This is a genomic window from Lacrimispora sp. BS-2 (assembly GCF_040207125.1).
Taxonomy (GTDB): Bacteria; Bacillota; Clostridia; order Lachnospirales; family Lachnospiraceae; genus Lacrimispora.
This window is the reverse complement of record NZ_CP157940.1, coordinates 1,177,291-1,201,927: the sequence shown is the minus strand read 5'-3', so window position 1 is coordinate 1,201,927 and position 24,637 is coordinate 1,177,291. Positions and strand designations below refer to the sequence as shown.

General features: G+C 42.6%; 22 protein-coding genes. 6 read left to right on the top strand and 16 right to left on the bottom strand.

Annotated features, from left to right (window positions below; translation table 11 throughout):
• Positions 1-38: 38 nt before the first annotated feature.
• The 10 genes from ABFV83_RS05730 to ABFV83_RS05685 form a co-directional block, all read right to left on the bottom strand.
• The gene (locus ABFV83_RS05730; RefSeq protein WP_349947967.1) at positions 39-548 is read right to left on the bottom strand and encodes an SEC-C metal-binding domain-containing protein; all 510 of its coding nucleotides are present in this window, start codon (positions 546-548) and stop codon (positions 39-41) included.
• A 229-nt stretch (positions 549-777) separates the two neighbouring features.
• Entirely contained in the window at positions 778-3,375 is a 2,598-nt protein-coding gene (locus tag ABFV83_RS05725; protein WP_349947966.1) for a transglutaminase-like domain-containing protein, read from the bottom strand.
• 61 nt (positions 3,376-3,436) lie between these two features.
• The gene (locus ABFV83_RS05720) at positions 3,437-4,198 is read right to left on the bottom strand and encodes a DeoR/GlpR family DNA-binding transcription regulator (RefSeq protein WP_349947965.1); all 762 of its coding nucleotides are present in this window, start codon (positions 4,196-4,198) and stop codon (positions 3,437-3,439) included.
• Positions 4,177-4,944 carry a copper homeostasis protein CutC gene (locus tag ABFV83_RS05715; RefSeq protein ID WP_349947964.1) on the bottom strand — a complete coding sequence of 256 codons (768 nt, stop codon included), beginning with the start codon at positions 4,942-4,944 and terminating at the stop codon, positions 4,177-4,179. The genes ABFV83_RS05720 and ABFV83_RS05715 overlap by 22 nt, the downstream gene beginning before the upstream one ends.
• 38 nt (positions 4,945-4,982) lie before the next feature.
• Positions 4,983-5,954: an oligopeptide/dipeptide ABC transporter ATP-binding protein gene (locus ABFV83_RS05710; protein ID WP_349947963.1), complete on the bottom strand. Its 972-nt coding sequence runs from the start codon at positions 5,952-5,954 to the stop codon at positions 4,983-4,985.
• Between the two features lie 9 nt (positions 5,955-5,963).
• The gene (locus ABFV83_RS05705) at positions 5,964-6,953 is read right to left on the bottom strand and encodes an ABC transporter ATP-binding protein (protein WP_349947962.1); all 990 of its coding nucleotides are present in this window, start codon (positions 6,951-6,953) and stop codon (positions 5,964-5,966) included.
• Positions 6,954-6,963: 10 nt separating this feature from the next.
• The gene (locus ABFV83_RS05700) at positions 6,964-7,869 is read right to left on the bottom strand and encodes an ABC transporter permease (RefSeq protein WP_349947961.1); all 906 of its coding nucleotides are present in this window, start codon (positions 7,867-7,869) and stop codon (positions 6,964-6,966) included.
• Between the two features lie 2 nt (positions 7,870-7,871).
• Complete coding sequence (locus ABFV83_RS05695; RefSeq protein ID WP_349947960.1) at positions 7,872-8,810, bottom strand: ABC transporter permease; 939 nt, start codon at positions 8,808-8,810, stop codon at positions 7,872-7,874.
• A 135-nt stretch (positions 8,811-8,945) separates the two neighbouring features.
• Positions 8,946-10,622 (bottom strand): peptide ABC transporter substrate-binding protein, encoded by a 1,677-nt coding sequence (locus ABFV83_RS05690; protein WP_349947959.1) that lies wholly within the window; start codon positions 10,620-10,622, stop codon positions 8,946-8,948.
• A 179-nt stretch (positions 10,623-10,801) separates the two neighbouring features.
• On the bottom strand, positions 10,802-11,056 hold the full coding sequence (locus tag ABFV83_RS05685; protein ID WP_349947958.1) for a hypothetical protein: 255 nt from the start codon (positions 11,054-11,056) through the stop codon (positions 10,802-10,804).
• A 380-nt stretch (positions 11,057-11,436) separates the two neighbouring features.
• Between ABFV83_RS05685 and ABFV83_RS05680 the strand changes: the two genes are divergently transcribed.
• The 4 genes from ABFV83_RS05680 (at position 11,437) to ABFV83_RS05665 (ending at position 16,056) form a co-directional block, all read left to right on the top strand.
• On the top strand, positions 11,437-11,799 hold the full coding sequence (locus tag ABFV83_RS05680; RefSeq protein ID WP_349947957.1) for a BlaI/MecI/CopY family transcriptional regulator: 363 nt from the start codon (positions 11,437-11,439) through the stop codon (positions 11,797-11,799).
• A gap of 3 nt (positions 11,800-11,802) precedes the next feature.
• Positions 11,803-13,944 carry a M56 family metallopeptidase gene (locus ABFV83_RS05675; RefSeq protein ID WP_349947956.1) on the top strand — a complete coding sequence of 714 codons (2,142 nt, stop codon included), beginning with the start codon at positions 11,803-11,805 and terminating at the stop codon, positions 13,942-13,944.
• A gap of 266 nt (positions 13,945-14,210) precedes the next feature.
• Complete coding sequence (locus ABFV83_RS05670) at positions 14,211-14,543, top strand: helix-turn-helix transcriptional regulator (protein WP_349947955.1); 333 nt, start codon at positions 14,211-14,213, stop codon at positions 14,541-14,543.
• Positions 14,536-16,056, top strand: a complete 1,521-nt coding sequence (locus ABFV83_RS05665; RefSeq protein ID WP_349947954.1) for a permease prefix domain 1-containing protein — start codon at positions 14,536-14,538, stop codon at positions 16,054-16,056. The genes ABFV83_RS05670 and ABFV83_RS05665 overlap by 8 nt, the downstream gene beginning before the upstream one ends.
• Positions 16,057-16,325: 269 nt before the next feature.
• Here the strand turns inward: ABFV83_RS05665 and ABFV83_RS05660 are convergent, their stop codons facing one another.
• Positions 16,326-16,814, bottom strand: coding sequence for an N-acetyltransferase (locus ABFV83_RS05660; RefSeq protein ID WP_349947953.1), 489 nt, complete (start codon positions 16,812-16,814; stop codon positions 16,326-16,328).
• Between the two features lie 831 nt (positions 16,815-17,645).
• Between ABFV83_RS05660 and ABFV83_RS05655 the strand changes: the two genes are divergently transcribed.
• Together ABFV83_RS05655 and ABFV83_RS05650 are read left to right on the top strand one after the other, a co-directional pair.
• A complete protein-coding gene (locus tag ABFV83_RS05655; RefSeq protein WP_349947952.1) occupies positions 17,646-18,119 on the top strand; it encodes an immunoglobulin-like domain-containing protein in 474 nt (157 codons plus the stop codon).
• A gap of 406 nt (positions 18,120-18,525) precedes the next feature.
• Entirely contained in the window at positions 18,526-18,741 is a 216-nt protein-coding gene (locus ABFV83_RS05650) for a helix-turn-helix domain-containing protein (protein WP_349947951.1), read from the top strand.
• A gap of 68 nt (positions 18,742-18,809) precedes the next feature.
• Here the strand turns inward: ABFV83_RS05650 and ABFV83_RS05645 are convergent, their stop codons facing one another.
• The 5 genes from ABFV83_RS05645 to ABFV83_RS05625 form a co-directional block, all read right to left on the bottom strand.
• On the bottom strand, positions 18,810-20,102 hold the full coding sequence (locus ABFV83_RS05645; protein WP_349947950.1) for a LysM peptidoglycan-binding domain-containing protein: 1,293 nt from the start codon (positions 20,100-20,102) through the stop codon (positions 18,810-18,812).
• Between the two features lie 156 nt (positions 20,103-20,258).
• A complete protein-coding gene (locus tag ABFV83_RS05640; RefSeq protein WP_349947949.1) occupies positions 20,259-21,464 on the bottom strand; it encodes an RtcB family protein in 1,206 nt (401 codons plus the stop codon).
• The gene (locus ABFV83_RS05635) at positions 21,464-21,649 is read right to left on the bottom strand and encodes a hypothetical protein (protein ID WP_349947948.1); all 186 of its coding nucleotides are present in this window, start codon (positions 21,647-21,649) and stop codon (positions 21,464-21,466) included. The genes ABFV83_RS05640 and ABFV83_RS05635 overlap by 1 nt, the downstream gene beginning before the upstream one ends.
• A 482-nt stretch (positions 21,650-22,131) precedes the next feature.
• Positions 22,132-22,656 carry a hypothetical protein gene (locus ABFV83_RS05630; RefSeq protein WP_349947947.1) on the bottom strand — a complete coding sequence of 175 codons (525 nt, stop codon included), beginning with the start codon at positions 22,654-22,656 and terminating at the stop codon, positions 22,132-22,134.
• A 168-nt stretch (positions 22,657-22,824) separates the two neighbouring features.
• The gene (locus tag ABFV83_RS05625) at positions 22,825-24,498 is read right to left on the bottom strand and encodes a S8 family peptidase (RefSeq protein ID WP_349947946.1); all 1,674 of its coding nucleotides are present in this window, start codon (positions 24,496-24,498) and stop codon (positions 22,825-22,827) included.
• Positions 24,499-24,637 lie beyond the last annotated feature (139 nt).

Here is a 24,637-nt window from a genome sequence, read left to right as displayed (position 1 = left end):
CTTCCTGTCTCTTCATCCTGCTGCCAGGCAGCATTTAATTACAGGCTGGATCCGCAGCACTTTTTATACTTCTTGCCACTGCCGCATGGACATGGATCATTTCTTCCGACCTTTGCTCCCTTAACAATGGTTCCAGAAACCTTCTGCTTTTTATAAAGCTCTTTTCTCTTCTCCTCCGGCAGTATGGTATCCCACTCCGGAAGAGAATACAGCCACTCTGCTTTAGCTTCTACCATATTATAATAAAGCTTTTCCGGATCGATCTCTATTTTTACCACGGTCTGCTCGTCCATAGTCTCAATAGGATTCTCATATCCCTTTAAGCTTTCATTGATTCCATCTAAAAAACCGGTCATTGTCTGGACATCTGTTCCATATCTCTTTGCCAGATCCTCTACCGTTCCCTCAACCACTTCCTCTGGCTTGGAAAGAATATGCTCATAGATTCCTTTTTCTACTTTAAAATACTCGGTCCATAATTCTTCTTTTCCTTTATCATCCAGCTCATCGCCGTATGCCAGGTTTCTCCAATTTTCTAAAATAGCCATGTTCAAACCATCCTTTTGTCTGTTATTCTCATGAAGGCAGCGGATCAAAATTATGTAATCTTGATTTTAGCGGCTGCCCATGGAGTCAAATACCGCCCCCTAGCCTGCTGCGGGGTATTCGACTTCTGATAGTACTCCAACAAACAGTATATAACAACTTTATATATTTTGCAAAATGTTTTTTCTTATTTTACAATTCTCTGCCGTCAAATCACAGGAAAGGCTCTTCCTATAGGCATTTATTTTTCTGCAGCCTGTTCCTGCTTAAGCCCAGAAGCTTCATCATTAAGTCTACGCTCCCCACATTGTAGCCGCTGCATCCATAGACTGCCTTTAATCCGGGATCCGTGACGATCAAAAGAGGAAGCTTTTCCGGATCCACATACATTCTCCTGGCCAGCGGTTCCACCCCATCATCAAAGTTTATGTAACCCACCTTAATCCGGGGTATTGCTTCCAAAACCTTGCTGATGGTCCGGTTCTGCAATGACATTTCACTTTGAAGCAGAAAAATGATCTGGCCATCAAGGGCATTTAAGGCATCTTTTTGCTCCAGCATTTCGTTAAGAACATGCTCGGTAGGTTCCTGACCCTCGGACATAATAGCCAGAATATTGGCCTTTCCTCCCATAAGGACCGATGCCGGAACCGTCTGCTCTTTCTCATTTTCTTTTTTCACGGTCACATCAAAATCATCCAGCAAGTTGTCGACCAGCATATCTTCCAGACTTCCAGCCCTTAAGCGCATGGTTACAGACTTTTCTTCATCCTTATTTAATTCAAAGACATACTCGCTGGCATTCTGGTTTCCACTGGGAAGGCGGGCAGAGGTGATTAGCCGGTAAATACCAGGCTCCAGATCCAGCTTTAATACACCGCCGGAAAATTTCACGCCAGTGTAATCCAGAGACACAAACTGTCCCTCTTTCAGCCTTCCAATTGTCCATGTCTGGTAATAGGTCCACAGGCTGTCTGTTTCCCCATAAAGCACCAGCTTTCCTGACTCTTTGTTCCTGTTTTTTAATAACTCATCAGCCCCTGATACTGATACGAACCTGCCTGCCTCATAAACTTCAGCCTCCAGATTTACCAGGTTCATCCGGGCCGGAATGCCAAGCGTCCGGCAGATGGCGACAAATAATATCTTCCGGCTAAGGGGATTGCCCTGTAAAAGCTTAAGGCTTCCTGCCGGAGTGGAACAGATCGTCTTATAGTCCAGTTTTGGTTCAAAACCAATGTGCTGCTTCACATATTCCCAAATAGTTTCAGGATTTTTACGGAAACCTTCCTTTTCCTGCTCATGGAAAAATCCCTCAATAAAACTCCGGTAATCCGTCATTTCCTCCAGCAAAATTCTTGGGCAGAGGATATATTTTACATAAAGATCCAGTTTTCCATTCTCTTCCCATTCCTTACGATATGGAGAGGCCCCTGCAAGATGGCTTTCCAGGATTTCTGCTCTGGCATCCTTATAATCCTTTACGGTCAGGCTGTTAAGCATTGCTTTACGGTCCGGATTCTGATCCCTGGAAAGAAATTGATAGATTTCATCAAAGTTACCGGCAGACAACCGAAGGAGTTCTGTTTCATCCGGATAATGGGAAGCCTCTTCTTCCTTAAAATATCCGGCGATTCTGCTTTCCCTCTTCTGGTTCGCCTCATATATCCGTTTCCGGTTTCTTTCCTTTTGTTCCTTTGTAAGCTTCACCGGATTCACGGGGTAATCCTTTGGAGCCTTGACGTCCACATCCACCCAGGTATCCCTTCCGGATTTATCCACTTCCTTCTTAAGCACCAGAACCGTTTCCTCCCCATCTTCCGGAGAAATCCACGCTTCACAGCATAGCCCATCCTTCATGGCACGGACACGGATATCTCCAAGACCAATGGTGATGGATACCCTTCCATTCCTGTCTGTGTATAAGTTCACCACGCTGCAGTATTCCGCCATATTGAGAATTTCAAAAGAAACCCGGACATTCTCTGCCGGTCTTTTATCCTCATCAAGAATCTGGATCTCATAAGATCTGGTCAGGGCATAGGTTGGGGTCCCATTATAATAGACCAATAAATCTTCCTGGCCCAGACATTCCGTCTCCGAATCGCCGGAATAATCGGAAAAAGTTCTGGTGTGTACCAGTAATGCCCTGGAGGAGGCATTGGTAAACCAACCCTTATCCAGCACTTCTTCCGGCTCACAGGCTCCCAGAAAATGCCACTTTCCTTCCACAAACACTTCAACCCATGCATGATTATCGTCACAATGAGCCCATCTTGGAGTATACACCTGTCTGGCAGGGATGCCCACACTCCGAAAAGCTGTTACGGCAAAGGTGGATTCCTCACCGCACCTGCCCTTTCCGGATTTATACACAGTCACAGGGGATATGGTCCTGTTGTCGGAAGCTTCATAAGTTCCGTTCTCCGCACACCAGTAATTGATTTCCAGCACTGCCTCCCTTATTGAAAGCCCTTTGATCCGTTCGATCAGCTTGTCATAAAAAAATCTGCGGCAGTCTTCGATATTCTCCGTATTGATCCTGTAATATAAAATATGATGGAGAAAAATATCTTCCGGAATTTCCTGACACCATTCCATCTGATCATAAACCATGATGGAATGCCTTACAAATCCAAGAAACACTGAAAAATCATACTCTCCGGCATCCCGTACCGGCATTGTCCCATATAAAAATTTCATGAGCACTTGTTCCCTGGGAGAACAGCTTTCCATGGCTTTCTCGATTTCTCCCTTAAGACCTCCCAAAAAGGAAAGTCTGAGTTCATATTTTTCCTGGGCATATCGCTGCAAATGTTCTGAAAACATCACAAAATTCTCCTTTACGAAATCAAATAATTATTTTCTGACTAAGACGGCCCGGCAGAAGCTACATAATAGTAACTCCTGCAGAGTAAAGCTTCCTGGCTGTGGCCTCATCCGGCATGGAGTCCGTAATAATTCCGTCTATGTCATCAAAATGGGCAAATTTATAGGAATCATTAAAATAAAATTTATCTTTTTCCATTACCAAATATTTATGCCTGCTGCTGGCTATTGCCGCCTTCTTTGTCAAGCCATCCTCCACACCTAAGGTGGTGATGGAATTGTCCGTGAGGTCCAGGCCGCAGGTTCCGATGAAGGCCCTGTCAAAGCTGTACTGTTTAATGATTTCAATGGCAGCCGCCCCCATAAAGCCGTTTACCGTACGGTACATGATTCCTCCTGTCCCAATGGAAGTGATATCTGGATTAACTGCCAGAGTCTGCATAATATCGATCATGTTCGTAACCACGGTCAACCGTTTGCGGGACTTGGAAAGCTGTTCCGCCACCATGATATTTGTAGTGGAAATATCCAGAAATATGGTTTCATTGCTCCTGATCAGTTCAAAAGCCTTCTGGGCAATTAATTTCTTTTTCTCGATATTCGTATCTCTCCGGTCAATCACATCCCGTTTCAGAGGATAATCCTGGGATAATAAGGCTCCGCCATAGGTCCGTTTCAGCTTTCCGGCATTTTCCAGATTTTTTAAGTCCTTGCGTATGCAGTCTTCCGTCACCTGAAAAAGGGCGCTTAAATCCTTTACCTTCACCATTCCCTGATCGTGAAGGATTTGCAAAATCCTGTCTAAACGCTCTTCCGTAAACATGCTTTCTCCTCCATCAGCCTTTTTGCCTGGCGTATCTGTTCCTCTTCTGTACGGAAAATGTCATATTCCCCGATTCCCGGTATGCCCATATTTACATTTTCCTTCCGGTAGATCATGCCGCTGTCCACGATCGTCTTTCCCGACATATGAAAGCACCGGGCATCTATCTCATCCATCAGGCTGGCAATGGCATCTACATTGACTCCGCTGCCTACCAAAATATCGATCCGTCCGGCCGCCTGCCCGATCAGCTCCCCTAAAAGCTTCTTTCCTTCCATACAGGTATTCTGCTGTCCTGATGTCAGTATGGTATCTATCCCTGCCTCCATGGCTTCTTTTAAGCTTCTGTATGGATCCCGGCATACATCAAAAGCTCTGTGCAGGGTCATGTTTCCCGTTCCCGCTTTTTCTCTGAGCACGTTCAGCCGTTCCATGTCAAGATCCCCGTCCGGTTTTAAAAATCCCACCACAACCCCATCTGCGCCAAGATCCCGAAACATCTGTGCATCCTCTGAAATCATCTGAAATTCATGTTCTGTATACAAAAAATCTCCATACCTGGGCCGTATCAGCACGTTGATCGGAACGTCACAGGCTTTGCGGATCTGCTTAAACTGACTCACTCCAGGGGTGGTCCCCCCGATCACCAGATTTGCACAGAGCTCCAGCCTGCCGGCTCCTCCCTGTACTGCTGCTTTGGCAGATTCCACAGAATCCACACAGACCTCCAAGATATAGTCCTTCATTATTTTCTCCTAACCATATATATTTTTTTGCCTGCATCCTACACTGCCTTATGACAGGCTGCAAAATGCCCTGGCAAGACTTCTTTCATTTCTGGTGTTTTTTCCCGGCAAAGCTGCTCTGCATGAGGGCAGCGGGAAGCAAACCGGCATCCTTCCTTCAAATTGACAGGATTTGGAAGACTTCCCTCCAGCATGATCCGACTGCGGCTCTTTTCCACATCAGGGTCCGGGATGGGAATTGCGGAAAGCAATGCCTGGGTATAGGGATGAAGCGGAGTCTCAAAAAGGCTTTCACTGTCCCCTAACTCCACCATGGCCCCAAGATACATGACACCGATCCGGTCACTGATGTGCTTGACCATGGAAAGATCATGAGCGATGAACAGATAGGTAAGCCCCCTCTTCTCCTGCAGCTCTTTTAACAAGTTGATCACCTGTGCCTGAATGGAAACATCCAGTGCGGAGATGGGCTCGTCACAGATCACAAACTCCGGATTCACTGCCAATGCCCTGGCAATGCCCACCCGCTGACGCTGTCCGCCGGAAAATTCGTGGGGGAAACGGTTTGCATGCTCTTCGGAAAGTCCCACCGTTTCTAAAAGCTCCATCACTTTCTTTCTCCGTTCCTCCCCACTTAAGATTCCATGAGCATCAATTCCTTCCGCAACAATATCAATGACCTTCATCCGCGGATTAAGGGATGCATAAGGATCCTGAAAAATCATCTGCATCTTTCTGGTAAACCCATGGCGCTCCACCGCAGATAAACTTCCGCTCATTTCCTGTCCATCATATATTATCCTGCCTTCCGTTGGCTCATACAACTGAATTACGGTACGGCCGAAAGTAGACTTCCCGCAGCCGCTTTCCCCTACCAGGCCAAGGGTTTCTCCTTTATAAATATCCAGGCTGACATCATCCACTGCTTTTAAAATTTGATTTTTTCCCACCTGGAAATATTTCTTTATATGCTTTACCTCTAATAATGGTTTCTTTTCTGCCGACATCATAATTTCCTCCTATTCCCTGAGAGCCTTTGCCCGCTCATCAAGAAGCCAGCAGCGCGCATGGTGGCCTTCACCGCAAAGCATATTCTCCGGCGGATACTGTCTGCAGACCTCCATGGTGGACCTGCATCTGGCTGCAAAAGGACAGCCTTTTGGCGGATCCATCAGATCCGGCGGAGTCCCTGGAATGGCCGTCAGCTCGCTTCCCTTATGAGAAGCCTTTGGTATGGATGCCAGAAGCCCCTTTGTATAAGGATGCTCTGTCTGGTAAAACAGCTCCCGCACACCGGCGCTTTCCACCAGCTGGCCTCCGTACATAACGGCAACCCGGTCCGCAACATTAGCCACAACCCCCAGATTATGGGTAATAATAATAATGGAGGTTTTGATTTTCTTTTGCAGATCCTTCATAAGATCCAGGATCTGTGCCTGTATGGTTACATCCAGAGCCGTCGTCGGCTCATCGGCAATTAAAATCTTGGGATCACAGGCCAGGGCCACCGCGATCACGACTCTTTGCCTCATGCCGCCGGAAAGCTGATGGGGGTACTGGTCAAACCTTGTATCCGGATTGGAAATCCCAACAAGGGAAATCAGCTCAAGAGCCCGTTGCTTCATCTGTGCTTTTGTCATATCCTTCCGATGCTCTTTTAACACCTCCACAATCTGCTTGCCAATGGTCATCGTAGGGTTTAAAGAGGTCATGGGATCCTGGAATATCATGGAAATATCCGAACCCCGTACCGCCTGCATCTGCCGCTCACTGTATTTTGCAAGGTCCCTGCCGTCTAAGAGAATACTGCCTCCCACGATTTTTCCGTTTTTCGGAAGCAGGCCCATAATGCTTTTTACGGAAATGGATTTGCCGGAGCCGGACTCTCCAACGATTGCCAAAGTCTCCTGCTCATCCAGATAAAAACTTACCCCACGCACTGCCTGGACTACACCATGCTGGGTTTTTATATGTACCTGTAACTGATTGACTTCCAATAATCTGCTCACGTCGATTCACCTACTTTCTCATTCTTGGATCCAGAGCATCCCGCAGGCCGTCTCCAAGAATGCTGAAGCATACCATAATCAGGACGATCACGATTGCCGGGAAAATCAACACATGGGGGAAATTACGAAGCACCTGGTATCCGTTGTTAATTAAAACTCCCAAAGATGCTTTTGGTTCCTGCATGCCAATGCCGATAAAGCTTAAAAATGCTTCCGTAAATATGGCGGACGGAATGGTAAACATGGCATTGATGACAATAACTCCTACCGTATTGGGGATCAGATGCTTCCATATGATTCCGGCAGTACTGGTTCCCAACACCCGTGCCGCTAGAACAAACTCCTGATTTTTAAGCTTTAAAATGGATCCGCGGACCAGACGGGCCATATTCACCCAGCCGGTAATGGAAAGAGCCACTACAATCGTCCAGATCCCAGCCGGCATGACCATCATCAAAAGGATGACAATGATCAGATGGGGGATTCCCACCAGTACTTCAATGATTCGCTGCATAACGGCATCCACTCTGCCGCCGGCCAAAGCGGAAACCGCTCCATAGGTCACTCCCAGTGTTAAATCCAAAAGAGCCGCAACAAGGGCAATAAGCAGGGATATGCGGGTCCCCATCCACGTTCTGACCCAAAGGTCTCGGCCGAACTGGTCCGTACCGAAGAGATGTACCAGGGAGGGCGTCTGATAAATGATGTCATAATTCGTTTCTTTATAAGAATATCTTGAAAATACCGGCGCCAGTATTGCAAGAAGCCCGATTGCAATCAATGTAAACAAGCAGACAACTGCCGCTTTATTTTTCTTCAAACGAAGCCAGCCATCCTGAAGGGCTGTTAAATTGGGTCGGGCAATATGTTCTTTCTCCGATTCATCCACATTTGCCTTTACAAATAATTCATCCATTCTTAACCCTCCCTGCCGGCTGCCAGACGAATCCTGGGATCAATCAGAGAATAAGCGATATCAACGATCAGCACCACAAAAATATAGAACGCGCTGTAAAAAATCGTGATTCCCATGATCGTGGAATAGTCATTGGCCTTTATACTGTCTACAAATAAGCTGCCGATTCCCGGGATGGTGTAAATATTCTCTACTGCCAGAGAGCCTGTCAGCAAATTTACAACAATGGGTCCCAGAATCGTCACCACAGGGATGATCGAATTCCTTACGGCATGGCGCATGAGCACCTTCATCGGACTAAGTCCCTTGGCTTTGGCTGTGACGATGTAATCCTGCTCCAGCACTTCCAGCATCTCTGTCCTGATAAACCGGGCGATCATGGCCGTGGCAGAAAAGGACAGAGCAATGGACGGAAGAACGGAGCATTTCCATTCGGTCCAGAAACCAACTGGCAGGATTCCCCATTTTAAGGCCACATAATACTGCAAAAGTGCCGCAGCCACAAAATTAGGTACAGAGACTCCAAGGACAGCCACGATCATGGTGAAATAGTCGATCCCGCTGTTATGCCTCCATGCCGCAATAATTCCCAATGTCAGTCCAACTGCCAGCCCGATCAACACCGCCTGGAGGCCGATTAAAGCGGAGGGACCGATCCTGCCTCCAATTACGGCAGATACCTTCTGTCCGGTGTAGGTAAAGGATGTTCCGAAATCTCCATGCAGGATATTTCCCATATACTTTATGTATTGCCGGGGTACGGACTGATTCAGCCCATACTGCTCTAAAATGGCCTGCTGCTGCTGAACAGACATCATATTAAAGCGTTCCGCGTCAAAAGGAGAGCCTGGCAGCTTCTTCATCAGAAAAAAAGTAGCTGTAACAATGACCCATAATGTCAGCGCCAGATATATCAGTCGCTTGCAGATATATTTTATCATGCTGTGTCCTCCTTTGCATTCATATTCTCCTGAGATTTTAAAAAGAGCCGCCCTTTTCCAATTTTAAAAAGGAAGGACGGCTCTTCTCATTTTCCGCATTCCGTTGGTCAGGGCAACTCCCCTATACGCTGCGGCTTACTTAAAATAAGCGTATTTAAATTCCACATCCGGCCCGAAAGGATGATTGATCAATCCTTTCACATTGGATTTTGTAAGGGTTGCAGAACCTCTATGGTACAAAGGTGCGACAATCACATCCTCGTCAACCAGAAGATTCTCCGCCTGCAGCAGCATATCCAGACGCTTGGCGTCATCGGTTTCAACTCTTGCACCGTTAATCAGCTTATTATATTGTTCATTTTGATAGGAGCCGCGGTATGGAGTACCGTTGGTCCATAAATCAAGGTATGTCATGGCATCGTCATAATCAGCGCCCCATGCGGTAGATGCAAACATGTAATTATCGTTATCCATTAATTCATTTCTTGCCTGAACCGTCTTGGTATCGATCACAATATCAATGCCTAAATTCTTATTTAATTCACTCTGTATATAGGTTGCAACTGCTTTTGTCACAGAATCATCTCTTACCAGCAAGGTCAGGGCCGGTGTCTGTCCCAATTCCTTACATCCCTCTTCCCAGTATTTCTTAGCCTGTTCCGGGTCGAATTGACAAATATTTCCGTTTAAATCGCGGAAGCTTTTACTTTCGTCTCCATACATGCCTTCCGCAACCAGACCCTCACTGGGAGCAGAGCCATCTGCAAGAATTGCCTTAACCAGGGTCTCACGGTCAATTGCCATGGAAACAGCCCTGCGGATATTTTTGTTTGCCATAACCGGATTGCTTAAGGAGAACTGCAGATATTCAGTTCTGAACTCGCTCTTAGAACTGAATTCCGGATCATTCTGGTAAGCGGCTACGTTGGAAGAATCAAGAGCCACCTGGCTCAGTTCATTGGCCAGATAAGCGTTAAGGGCTGCGGATGCATCCTTCATTACCCTTACCTGAGCATTTCCAACCTTTACATTTGCAGCATCCCAGTATTTATCATTCTTTTTCAAGGCAGCCCCTACTGCCGGATCATAGCTGGTGATAACGTATGGGCCGCAGTAAATCATATTCTCCGCACTTAAACCATACTGGTCGCCTTTTGAGGTAACATATTCCTCGTTTAATGGGAAGAACTGGCAAAGGACAGTCAAGCGGGCAAAATAAGGGGTAGGCGCTTTTAAAGTCACCTGAAAGGTCTTGTCATCAAGGGCCTTTACTCCCACTTCTTCCGCACTGGCCTTGCCTTCGTTATACTCGGCCCCGTTTACAATATAGTCTGTCATGATGAAGCTGTAGCCATTGGTGGCTTCCGCACTCATCTGCTTTAACCAGGCAAATACAAAATCCTTTGCTGTCAAAGGAGTTCCGTCACTCCATTGCAGGCCGTCTCTCAAATGAAAGGTATATGTAAGTTTATCATCGGAAACATCATAGCTTTCCGCCAGTGCAGGCTGCGCCTCATGATTCTCATCCAGACGAAGCAGACCTTCAAATGCGTTATTGTTTACCTTTGATGACTGGTTGTCGGAGGCCGCCCACTGTACCAGGGTTTTGATCTCGGCATTTGCATATACGCTAAGCACCTGATCGCCGGCTGACGAATCCGCCGTTTTGTCAAAAGTGGCTTCACTTGATGCCGCACTTTGGGAAGATCCTCCGGTAGTGGAGCTGTCGGTGGATCCGGTAAAACCACAACCTGCCAGGGTTCCAATAACAAGACAGGCTACAGTGCCTAAAGTTAATACTCTTTTTTTCATTTTTCCCTCTCCTTTTAATATTGTTTTTCTTGTTTCGTCTTAATTCATTGGCATTTTGCCCATGAAATTATATGAATTATACATAATTTTATTATTTATGTCAATATTTTTTATTATTTTATCCCGTTTTGAATTGTTTTGATTTCTTTATTGAAATTAGTCCATGTCCAAAAGCCGTTTCAGCAAGAACTTCCTGAATACAGAAATTTGTTTTTTTCTCTGGAAAAATCCAGGAATGATACACAGCAGGCCCCATCTTCCTCTTCCGCCCTTACCGCACGGTTGTATATCTCCAATGCCTTCTCTACTGTGATCTCAACGTCATGATAATAATATAAGGTAGCTTGCGTACGTGAAACTACCCGCTCTATTAACAGCCTTGCATCCTGGTTTTCAAACAATATTTCATTTAAGTTGTTTCTTGTGATCATCATACGCCAGTCTCCTTTCATGATAGAACAAATGTTCGTTTGATGGTTAAAAATTAAAACCACATGATAGTGGTTCCAAATAAAATCACATATCTCCGATTCCGGACATTCATGCCGGTTTATGAAACACTGTATTCCGGCTGCCTGGTTAATACTGCATTAATATCTTAAAGGTCAGGAAGGTGTGGCTTCCGTCCGTCATCCTATTCATATTATAACATAGGCAGGGTAAAAATGCAAACATATGTTCTTTTTTATAGAATTTTCCAGGATTTCTCTCACTAAAAAGGGGAGGACAAATACATTCCTCTTGACAATCAGGTCTACTCGAAGTAAACTTTATCTAAGGTTTACTAATAGTAGAGCAATAGGAGGATTGTCATATGATTGACTATAGATTGGCGGAAACGGAATTGAGATTCGCCGACTTGATTTGGGAAAATGAGCCGATTAACTCAACAGAGCTTGTCCGGCTGTCAAAGGAAGTTATGCAGTGGAAAAAATCTACCACATACACCATCCTGAAGCGTTTGTGCGACAGGGGAATTTTCAAAAACGAGGGTGCAGTCGTTACGTCGGCTATAAGCCGTGAAGAGTTTTTCGCGGGTCAGAGCCGCCGCTATATCGAGGATACGTTCGGCGGTAGTCTGCCACGTTTTCTCGCGTCATTCATTGGCGGAAAAAAGTTATCCGACAAACAGGCAGAGGAACTTGTTCGCCTGATTAACGAACACAAGGAGGACTGAGATATGGAAAGGATTTTTCTGTCAGTCCTCAATATGAGCCTGACAGCAAGTTTTGTTATCGCCGCAATTATCTTAGCGCGGTTACTGCTCAAAAAAGCACCGAAGATTATCTCCTATGCGCTGTGGGCGGTTGCGGGATTTCGGCTGGTGTTCCCGTTTACTTTGGAGGGAGTGTTCAGTTTGCTCCCATTCAACTCCAAACCTATCCCGCAGGACATCGCAACGCAAGCCGTTCCGCGCATTGACAGCGGGATAACAGTTATCGACAATGCCATAAGCGCCGCATTGCCTGCCGCCACTCCCGTCACAAGCATAAACCCATTGCAGATATGGATTTTTATCGGTACCTGCATTTGGCTTTTCGGCATTGCAGTTATGCTTATTTACAGTTTTGTATCAATCGTTGTAATAAAACGCAGTCTTTGCGGCGCGACGCTTATCGAAGGCAATCTTTATGAAGCCGACAACCTCAAAACACCGCTTGTGATCGGGCTTTTCAAACCGAAGATTTACATTCCTGCAGGACTGACCAACGAGGAACAGCGCTATATCGTCCTGCATGAGCAGACGCACATCAGACGTCACGATCATGCTGTTAAAATGTTCGCGTACCTTGTGCTCTGCCTGCATTGGTTCAATCCGTTGGTATGGGCGGCGTTTGTTCTGATGAGCGCAGACATGGAAATGTCCTGCGATGAATCCGTGATACGCAAACTTGGCGGAGAGATTAAAAGCGCTTATTCGCTGTCACTCGTCCGTGTGGCGGCGGAGCGTAAAATATTGAACGGAGGTCCTCTTGCGTTCGGGGAGGGCGGTATGAAAGAAAGGATAAAGAACGTGCTGAATTTCAAAAAGCCGTCGAAGATAATTATTACGCTTGCCATTATGCTTGTGACGGTGTTGAGCCTTGGGTTCGCGGTGAATCGCACTGCGGAGGAAAGCATTTTAGATCCGATCCTGCCAATGTCTATGAACAATATCGCTAAAGAGCCCCACTTCGCCGGAACGGTAACCGAAGTGTACGATAATACAATCCTTGTAATCGTCGATGAGGGCGAGGAGGTGCGCAGGAGCAGCGACTTGATGAGTGTTTCTCTCGATGTGAAATTAAAAGATAGCATGACCCATTTTAATGTAGGTGATAAAGTCATTGTCTATTATAACGGTGTAATCGCGGAGTCCTATCCGGCGCAGGTAAATACCGTTTACGCGATTGTTTTGACAAGCCCTGATATGAATGCAAACATGGATGACTTAAACGCGCTTTTCGCAATGCGGACGCCTTATGTTGGCAATAACAGCGCGGTTGGAAAAATTGTATATGCCCTGCCAAGGCTTGACAGAGGGTATACACAACAGTTTTTTTCAATCGGTGACGATTACGGAACTGGCCGAGCGCCGTATACACTCACCATTTACTATGAACCTAGCAATGGTGAAACGACCGATATGAGGAATATAACGGTTACGCCCAAGAACTCTGCACTATTATTCGTGCTAATTGATAACCTTGAGGAAGTGAATATTGCTTTTCGTGAAACACCGAGTTTCGGGGAACTCGACAAGGAGAAATACATTTCCCGGGTAACGCACAGTCGGGAAGATATTACCGAATATCTGAAAAACATCGGGCTTGGTTGGGCGGATTTTCAGAACAACTGGAACCGTTCAGTTGAAACGATGTTCGCATCGGTTAATGAAATCACACAAACACCTCCTGCTTCTGCTGTCAATACTGAGTCTGCTTCTGGAAGCGCCTCAAATTTTACAGACTTAGGTAATAAACCGGGCATGGTAACAGAACCGAATATTGTGGACGGGAGCGTTATCAGAATTGTGGATTTTGAAATGGGGGATAGTTGCTCTTTGTATATCGAAGTTCTTGCTCCTACAGGTAAAATGGCTGAAAATAGCGACGTGACAAAATATGAAGTGGTCAGAAACACGAAATTGCTGCTCCCTGCTGACGTTTTGGTGAGTTACATTGATTATGATAGCAGCAATGGCACAAACGGCAAAAAGCTTATCAACTACTTGAATCAAGGTGGCAGTTACTTCCCAGAACCGACAATTTCAAAATTAATTGTCCATACTGACGAAAGCGGCAATAACATTACAGAACTGACAGAGATTTATGAGCCGTAATAAAAACTGTAATTTGAAAACAAATTGATTATGTGGAAGATAGAACATGAAAAAACTTGATGCCAAAAGAGTAGAGTACTGCTAAAACATGGACTGTAACTGACAGGTGGATCCCCTTCGTGTATCGGTGGACCTATTAGAAAATAGCAAAATTTTAATGCGGTTTTATTGGCTTGACATACCTGGATTGTCTATGTATAATATCAATATACCTAGAACATCTTGGTATGTTGATAAAAAAGGCACTGAAAAAAGGAGGCAATTATATGGACAAACGCTATATGGCCCTTGGCACTTCTATGCTGGTACTTAAGCTTCTGAAAGAGCAAAGCATGTACGGATACCAGATAATACGTATACTGGAACAGCAAAGCCAGAATGTATTTCAGCTCCAGGAAGGCACACTGTACCCAATTTTGCACACCCTGGAACAACAGGGAGCTGTCACAAGTTATCATGAGACTGCAGACAACGGCCGCCGCCGCAAATATTATGCAATTACCTCTCATGGGCAGAAGATGCTGGAAGAAAAATCAAAAGAGTGGAAGGTCTACCAGACTGCCGTCAACCAGGTGATGGGAGGTGTTCTATTTGAATAAAAAAATCTCTGATTCTGCAGTCTCCCATTTTCTAGAAGAGGTAACTGACCAGATTTCTTATAAACCGTTACGTTCCTCCATTCATCAGGAGCTGGAATCACATATTCAAGACCGGATTGAGGAGTATGAATCCCAAGGACTTTCTCATGCTGATGCAGAGCGTCAGGCTCTTCACGGCATGGGAGATGCAATCGTCATCGGTACTGAGCTGAATGAAGTCCACAAGATTCAAAAATCCCCCAGACTTGCCTTCATCACCGCTTTGCTGCTTCTGACAGGCTTTGTTCTCTCCTGCTTTTTACGGTGGACACCGGAGCAGATGTCAAATGGCTATCTTTACTACATTCCAGGAGGAATTCTGCTTGTATTTACTGTATTAAAGGGGTATCCCTTCTTAATCCGGCACAGAAAGATACTGGCATCATTTATATGCCTGCTGTATCTGACTCAAATAGTGATATTTTTCCTGACGCACTTTAGCGGGAGACGGTTTGGTATCGCCAGTACTGCCTATTTTGCCACATTGCTGTTAGTTCCAGTGATCACAGTGCTGCTGTATTGTTCCCGCCATAACAGAAAGAAATTCCTGACAGCCGCTCTTAGGTGTGCAGGAGTATGGATGCTTCTCATGTATACATTTGGCCCGTATAGTGATACTGCAGGAGCCATTTTTCTTCTGAGTACACTTGGAACCGTGTGTTTTATGATTCACCGCGGGATTCTTTCCGGTAAGAAAAAATATCTTTATTCCGGTACACTGGCATTTCTTGTTCTTCTCGGAAGTCCGCTTTTTTTAACACCTTCCGGCCGTGAAAAAACAGAAGCTTTTCTATCTCCACAGTCCGCGGTTTACACTACCTGGAATGATACTTACAATGGAATATTGATTCAGGAACTGCTTTCAAGAACTCCTCTTACTCATGGTCTTGAACTCTCCCCGGAGGAAATGATGGATTACGGTACCGGTGCATGGTATTTTGCTTCCCACGATTCACGGCATATTGGCATAGACGCCACAGGTATTCATACCGACAAACAACAGCAGGACTTTCAGGATAAAGTGGAGGCAATTAGAAATCAAGGAGGCAGACCGCGATATATCCGCTATCAGGCAGATGATGTGACTCTCTGGGATATTCTTCCTCTGCATTATCATAATAATTACTTGATTGCCGTATGTATCTTCCTGTTTGGATGGCTTCCGGGACTGGCAATGATAGGAACCATATGCCTGTTTTATTGGATCCTTTTTTCATACATTAGACGGATCCATGGGAAACTGGCTTCATCTCTTGCTTTTTGCTGTGGTCAATGCTTGCTTTGGCAGGGAGTATTTTACCTGTTGGGAAATTTCGGCCTTCAATATGCAACCTTTCCCAATCTTCCTTTGATTTCAGAGGGACGGTTAAGTATCATCTGTAATATGTTGCTTCTTGGTCTAATTTTTTCATCCTATCGCTATGACCGTGTAATAGAAGAACCCGTTAATTACAAGCCTGTTATCCCTGGCTGAAGGATTGAAATGAGGCATCAGCACACATGATGTTTAAAACATTACCAATAGAAGGAATACAACAGTACTGGATAGTAGTTTTCCGGTACTGTTTTTTGATGTTAATTTAAACTCTACTCTCCGCTCACGATGTCTGCAATGCAAATTTAGTGCCAAAGAGATTAAACTCCCTCCTGCCCGGTTAGGCCGGAAGCTCTGCACCCCTAAATGTTAAATATGTATTTGGTGAATCGTTGTTTAAGCCTATATCTCTCACCACTTTTCTAATATCATGATAATAAATAATCAAAAGCAATCCTTGGATCACCATTCGCTACATGAATAATCCCACATTTTTTAAAACCATTTTTTAATATAGCGGCCTGCATAGGCTTGTTGTCTGCATGAGTATCTATTCTAAGATAGTCTATTTTACTTTTACAAAATTCAAAGCAAGCCTTCGATATCCCTTTTACCTGTCCACTGCCGGCAAGTCTGTGAATGGCGCCGTATGGAATATCACAATGCCAGTTTCCTTGTTCAATCGTATGGTAAGTAGGTTCTTCCCCAATGATAAATGCGAAAGTACCAACAATAGTCTCTTTTTCAGTACAAACGTAACAATTCCCGTTTACAATATCTCTTTCCACTACATCTGCATTTGGATAGTCAGGACTCCACTGAGTTGGATTTCCATTATCTATCATGAACTTACGGGCATATTCATAAATTTTCATAATTGCCATTACATCTTCTTCAATTGCTTTTCTGATTTCCATTTTATATTAAAACCAACCTTTCATCCTACTTATTATTTTCATATTCTTTTAGATATCCTGCTACCTTTTCATTTTCTGGAAATATCTCTTCCTAATAATCTTTTATAAATACTTTCTTTTAACTGATTTTTATTTCAATATCTGTTTTTTTAGTCATGTCTCAACCATTTAATTTATCTATCAATACATACCATTAATTCAGCCTTATCACTATCTTCTGATTTTTCAAACAACTCTGCCATAATTCTTTCCTCCATTTTACCACATTACTTATCATAGATAAACGACATTCTCTCTTTTCCAGCCACAATGTTTTTCTTTTTTAACAGGCATATCTTTCCGTGATTCGAATATTACTATGACCAAGCTGACTCGATATTTCTTTCGGCGCCTGGCTTTTATCCAGAGAATTTTTAATATACTGATGCGCCATCGCCTTCCTAAAGCCTTGGGCTCTTTCTTTTAATGGAGGAACGCAATATGACAGCAGTTAAGGATATGAATGATAAAGCAAAGGCGCGGACAGTATATCTTGAAAAAAAAGTAATGCTAATCTTGCGATTTCACGGCCAATGAGGGCAGCATTAGCTATACCTGTATTGCCAGGGATTATAAAATACATACCGGATACAGTCTCCAGGCCCACCCGTAATGTGCCATGTTGTGTATTTGATTTACATTTTTATATAATTATGGTACGGTAATGAAAAAGAAGGTGTAACTTAACTAAAAGAATCTAACCATAAGAAGGTGGTACCAATGGTTATCTGGAAATAAAAGTATAAAAATAAATTGCAAAATCATCACAAAGTAAAAGGAATGAATAAGAAAATGAAAAAAAAAGTATTTATCTTTGCTTCCATTGTTTCATTATTTTTAATATTAATTTATAGAGACAACATTAATTACAAAGATAATAACAATATAATCCCAAAAAGGTCTGAAAGCACATTAGTTTTAAATAATTTTAATGGTGTAACCATGACGGTAGAAAGTGTAGTTGATACAAAAATTGCAGTGTGTATTAATTATTCTGCTGATGATCCAGCAATATTTGGTGAAGATTATATCCTTGAAGTAAAAAATGGTCAAAAGTGGTATCCTTTACCGGTGAAGAACGATATCATGTTTACTTCTATTGGGTATGGATTAAAAAAGGGGAATAGTTTCCCGTGGTCCACTGATTTTGAGATATTATATGGTAAATTATCTGCCGGCCAATATCGAATAATAAAGGGGTTTAGAATCGAACCACAACAGGAAACGCCTAAAGAATATTTTGTTAGTGCTGAGTTTTCAATTTAACAGGTACCTGGTAATGGGATATTTACAACCGCTGATACCTCTTTGGTAAACGCTCCATAGTAGGTGTGTAGATTTTATTTTTGTTATTTGAGATAATAGACTCACCAAGTCAAAAAACTTGAGGCTCAACTTTTTTTGACATCTATAGGAGTGATGCATCTATGAACTTAACAACATCTTTAGCAGCCAGACAATATCGGCTTCAGCAATGGGCTGAGCAGATACAGGAATGTCAAAACAAATCTCCTGAAGTTTCCGTTAAAGAATGATGCGACCAGCATGAGATTACTGTGGCTAATTATTACTATCGTTTAAGACAAGTGCGCAAGCCTGTCTAAAACAAATATCACAGGATTCGGTTTCACAAAGTATTGTTCCGGTTCCATCACAACTCATACATGAAGAGTTGTGTTCTGTACCGACATCTGAATTAAAAGTTTTGGTCAACCATTTTGACGAACACCAAACGCAATTATATTCCTTCGATACCCTTGAGGCGATTTGTCGTGAGTTGGAATGTACCCCAAATGACATAATCGTTTCTGATGATCCTACAGTCAGTCGGTTACTTTTATATGCAGACAAAATGCAACGAGGCATAAAGAAAGACGATAGCGAATAATTCTATCGTCTTTCTCTTCTATTGATAAAACAGTTCTTATATCTCAACCATATCAGCCCATGTAATTTTTAGTCAATACCCATAAGCCTCTCTATGTAATATTTAGTATTGATAATAAGCCACAATTGGGTAATGAATCTCATAATAGTCCAAATTGATAAACCTTGGAGATTATATTCTGCTACTAACTCTGCTCTTGCATCAAAGCTTCTTGCATCTTTAAACCATACGACATGCAAAATCCCATCGATATCAATATAATAGAAATAAGACGACTGTGCTGCTTCATTAAATTGTATTGGTATATCGTTTTCCGCTGCAATTTGCACAGCCCTATCATTAGATATTATAATAGCTTCTGTGGCACCGGGGACATATGGAAGCGTCCAATCATAACCTAGAGCAGTGACTCCTAGAAAAATTTTTTCAGAGGGAATTATACTAACCACATAATCTATCAATTCTCGTAAGATATTAACCGGAAAAATTGCGTTTGGATAGCTGTAAGACCTTGCCCAGTCATATGAGGAAAATATGATTCCATCAACAAATTCAGATAATATTGAATAGTCTAATTTTTCAAAAGCGACGCCGGGGGCATCTTTTGTAGCTGGTGTTATGGTAATCAGTACTTTATATCCGTCTGAATGAAATATCGCAGAGGCTCTTTTCAAATATTCTGCAATGCTATTTATGTTGTCATTGGTTACGTTTTCTGCATATATATTTATACCATAAAAACCTTTCGTTTTTAGAATGTAAAGAGCATTATTAATAAAACGATCCTGCACAGAAGGATTATTTAAAATATTATAGGTTACTTCACGTCTAATGATTCCCTCTTCAGTCATAGTGGAAACAAACATCATGGGCGCAGCCCCATATGCTTTAGCTAGTTGTATAATTTCATTATCGTTGGCACTTGAGATAATTTCACCTTCACTTGTAGTCCTATAATTAAATATAGTCAGATAAGTTAAATAGGGGAGCGTTTTTATCAAAACAGATCTATCTATATAAGGAAATGTATAGCCAATAGTAGCAACTGTTCTTGTTTTATCCGTTTGATAGCTTATAACTATGGTTTCACCAGCGTACAGATATTCTCTATCGGATAGATAGGGATTATTTCTTAATAATTCCATGGGTGTAGTACCGTGCTGCTCTGCAATGCTCTCCAAAGTATCACCGGCCTGGATTGTATAGACTATTTCCGGTTGAACAATCACAATGGTTTGGCCTATCGCAAGATTGTCGGGGTTTGTGATTCCGTTTTCTAATATTAATCTATCAACAGGAATTTCGTAATACTCTGATATTGAATAGATGGTTTCACCTGGCTGGACAACATGTATGACCATGGCTTCCCTCAAATGATATTATTAATTCTATTATATGCTACCATTACCCGTTCATAACATTATGGTATAAATATTTGTTTATATCAATAATCTCACTTAACAATCCATTTAATCCACACATAGTCGACTCAATCACGACGATATAAAATAGTTATTTTATTCTCCTCCGGCTTTGAAATTGTAAATCGGTTTGATGACACTTTCAATATCTACAGTGGCCCCAATATTATTTACGATGTCTTCCATACCTTTATATGCCATAGGGCATTCATCTAAAGTGTCCTTATTTACAGATGTCGTATAAATTCCATTCATTTGCTTCTTAAATTCTGATACAGTAAACGTCTCTTTTGCTTTTGATCTACTCATCAATCTGCCAGCTCCATGCGGAGCAGACTGATTCCAATCATCATTCCCCTTTCCGATACACACCAAACTGCCATCTCTCATATTGATAGGAATAATCAAACGTTCTCCCATTTGGGCTGATACAGCTCCTTTTCGGAGAATCATATTGTTTATATCTATATAATTATGAATTGTTGTAAATTGCTGAATTACACGAACTCCTATTCCTTTAATTATCTCATCCATCATTGCCTGTCGATTATACATCGCAAATTCCTGAACTATTTTCATATCATGAATGTACTGTTCAAATAGATCTCCGCTAACAAATGCGAGCTGCTTTGGGATATTTGTTCTTTTTACATTCTTCAAATCTGATAATGCTTTCTGGATTTCATTTTCTCTGCCTTGCTTCTTTAATTCATCGATTAAATCCTGTCTATCAAAAACAGAGGAACCATTTAGTACTTCATATGCTTGATTTTGATAATAATTTGCTACCTCTAGCCCTAAATGGCGACTTCCGGAATGAACAACAATATAGATATTACCGTCAGCATCCTTATTACATTCAATAAAGTGATTTCCACCACCAAGCGTTCCAAGGCTCTTTTCGGCCCTGTCTAAATTAACTTTGTTTATACAATGTAATTCTTCAATATCACATTTATCAAAATATCTATGTGTTTTTGTTCTTACATTAAAGCCAGATGGAATCCTTTCATAAATTAACTTATCTAGCTTCTGCAATTCAATGTGTTTTTCTTTAATCTGTACACATTCCATCCCACAGCCAATGTCTACTCCAACAAGGTTAGGAACAATTTTGTCAGTTATGGTCATTGTAGTGCCAATGGTACAGCCAGCCCCTGCGTGAATGTCTGGCATTAATCTTATTTTGCTTCCAGTGATAAATTCTTGATTTAATAAAAGCATCACCTGTGATATTGACGCTTCATCTACAACATCTGTAAATATTTTAGCTTCGTTACATTTTCCTTTTATTTCTATCATTATTCCCTTTCAACCCTCTTGATTTTGTCCAATTTTTTCTTCTTTATATTTATATGCCTTACCCTGGCGCGAGGTAAATATTTATCACATTTTTGGCAATATCCTTTATGATTGGCCTCTCGCCCCTTCTCGCATTTACCTGCACATATGTAATATTTACAGGGTGTTTCTCTATCTTTAGCCATTTTATACCTTCAGTTCTATAATCTATTGAAATTTCACTTTCATTTATCTAATATTTCTACGTTAACAATCTTTTCTGACCATATTCCCTCACCGTTAACATAAAGCATGTACGTTTACAATAATCAATGTAGCAATAATAAACCCGACTACTACAATTATGGTACAAAACATAAAAGGAAAGCTATTTTTCCAGTCCCAGTTTTTGTCTGACTTCATTTGATCCTCCTAAATATTGAATTTGATTGTAATTTAATAATATAATTTAGATTCAGCGACATTATTGAAGTTAATCATTTGGGCAACAGTTTGGCAACAGTTTTCCCATTTAAGCGTCAGACAAAAAATGAGAGAAGCCATATAAACATTAGTTTACAGGACTTCTCTCACTAAAAAGGGGAGGATAAGTATTCACTCATCTTTGGTATAATCCTATTATGACCTAATCCAGATGTTTTATTCACATAAAACAAAGATTTTTTTCTTATACTGTCTCCCCATAATATTTTTCCATTTTCTCTTTTAATCCTTTTAAATAAATCCTGTTAAGAGAAAGCATAGTTTCTTCTTTTTTTCCCGGCTCCTTTTTTATTTTTTCCTTCAGAGCTTCGGTCTCTTTTTGACATGTGCAGATCTGGTCTCTCAGCATGGAACGGCTTGGTTTCTTCATCAGGGCCGGTAAATCAAGAGTTCTTATAAGAAAACGGGTCACCGCTTTCTCTGTATTTTCCTCGCCCTCATAGATTCTGTTAAAAAAATCACAGACCCCGTGATAAATGCTATGGTGCTGCCTCATATCTTTTCCGGCTCTGCCGCAAACAGTAAAACTTCCATCCCTTATTATGAAACAGACGGCATCCGCTTCCTCTTTATCCAGGCTGAATTTACTTTTTTCAATTCCGTCCTGTTCCAGCCCCTCATAAATGATATCAAAAATATACCATTTGAATCCGCTGATTTCAGCCGCTTTTTCAAGCTCTTCCAATCCGCTCTTTTTCGTTTCTTCCATTCCTTCTCCTCTTTCCTGTATCCTGTCATTTTTCATTACCTTTCCTGAAAGCTGAAATAAACCAGCAGGCCAAATCAGCATCAGGGCAGGGCTAAAAGCCGGCTCTTTCATTATATAGAATGTTTTCAATAACCTCAATCATAAAATTAAAACGGACTGCAGATTCGGTTAAATATTCGTAAGCCTTTCAAACAGCGAGTTAATATCAATCTGTCCATATCCCCAGATATTGTTGGGATAAGTATACGTGGTACTGCGCCGCGCTCCGCGTATAAGCAGACGGTTCACATCGTTTCCGGTCATATTGGTATAATTTCCCCTTGAAACGGCCCATTCAAAAACCATTGCAACAACACCCGCCGCCTGGGCTGCCGCGGATCCGCTTCCTGTTATACTGCCATACTGGTTTCCCGGAACCGCACAGGTAATCTCATAACCCGGTGCTGCTATGTCCGGCTTTACGAATCCGGTTCTTGTATATCCTCTTCCTGATTCAGGCAGTACCGTGTCATTATACTGATTATAAGCGGTAACCGTCAGAGGATTGGTTGAATTTCCAGGAGAAGTTACGGTAGTGTCCGGATTGGCATTTATAAAAAAGGTTTCTTCTGTGATCTGGTCTCCTGACGGCAGCCAGGTATGAAAAGAAAATGGTCCATTATCAAGGTTTTGAACCCGAATGTTCCAGATTCCGGGAAGGGGGTCCTGAAAACGCATCAATACCAGCTGATCTCCGCTCTCCTCTTCAAAAATATAATTATTGACCCACACAACGCTTGAATTAAATACGAAGGCAAATCTTCTGCATTCCCCCAGAGCCGGAAAAACCTGCCCTGTTGTCTCTCTGTTTGGAGCGATTATCTCTATGGCCAGCCTTGCCGGGGCAAACGGCCATAGCTCAACGGAAAACAGTTTGTCATTTTCTCCAACTCTTAATTCAAAATTATTTACGAAGGGTTCCGCAGTGGTGCTGTTAAAGTAATGTCTGCGTTTGTTCGCTTCATTGCCTGCACTTATGGTTATCCCGTTATGGGGCTGCTGTACCAGGTAATTGGTAAAAAAACTGGTTGCTCCCCGCCCGTCATGGCTTGACTGGTTTGTTCCCAAGGCAAGGCATATGGCAACGGGCCGGTTCAGCCTTCGGGCAACGGTAGTCACATAACTGATCCCAATGATCACATCCGACTCCTGATAGCATATAGCGTTTTCAGGAGTAAAAAATATTTTTTTCAGATTGTTCTTTGCCGGCTTCAGCTTTACAACCAGCAGATCGGATTCCGGGACAACACCGCTGAATGACTGCACCAGGCTTGGTTTGCCCGCTGCCACACTTGCGATTGCAGTTCCGTGGCCATTGGTGTCCACAGAAGGAACTATGGATAAGGGATTTTCCGATTTAAGTGCAACATTAATATGCTCCCTGGTATATTCGGTGCCGTACGTAAATCCCTCCGGCGGAGCGCCCTCTTGTATGGTCTGATCCCATATGGAAAGAATACGGGTCGTTCCGTCATTATATAAAAATGCCTGATGCTGGTAATCAATCCCGGTATCTATGACCGCAACAATCACTCCCCGCCCAAATAAAGCTAAATAAGGGTTTCTCTGTACCGTTCCGATACCGGATTTTTCAAGGCTGACAGTGGAGCTGAGGGTAAATAGGGAAGGAAATGCATTATAAGGATACTTTCCCAAGTCACAGGGATTCGCTGAATCAACAGGGATATGAGCCAAAGAATTCCTTAAATGCATGGGAGTTATATTATCTCCGGTATCATATGTGGGAATCATAACATTACTGATGATCAAATCATAATAATTATCATCCAATATTTTTAGCATGATAAGGCCTCCCTGTCTACACTACTGGCGCATATGATATATTTTATGCAAGCGGGCTCCTATTATGAGCATAAGAAAAAGAAGCTCGCACACGTGTTTTGTGAATTAAAGTGGCCAGAACCCAAACATCGGCAGCAAA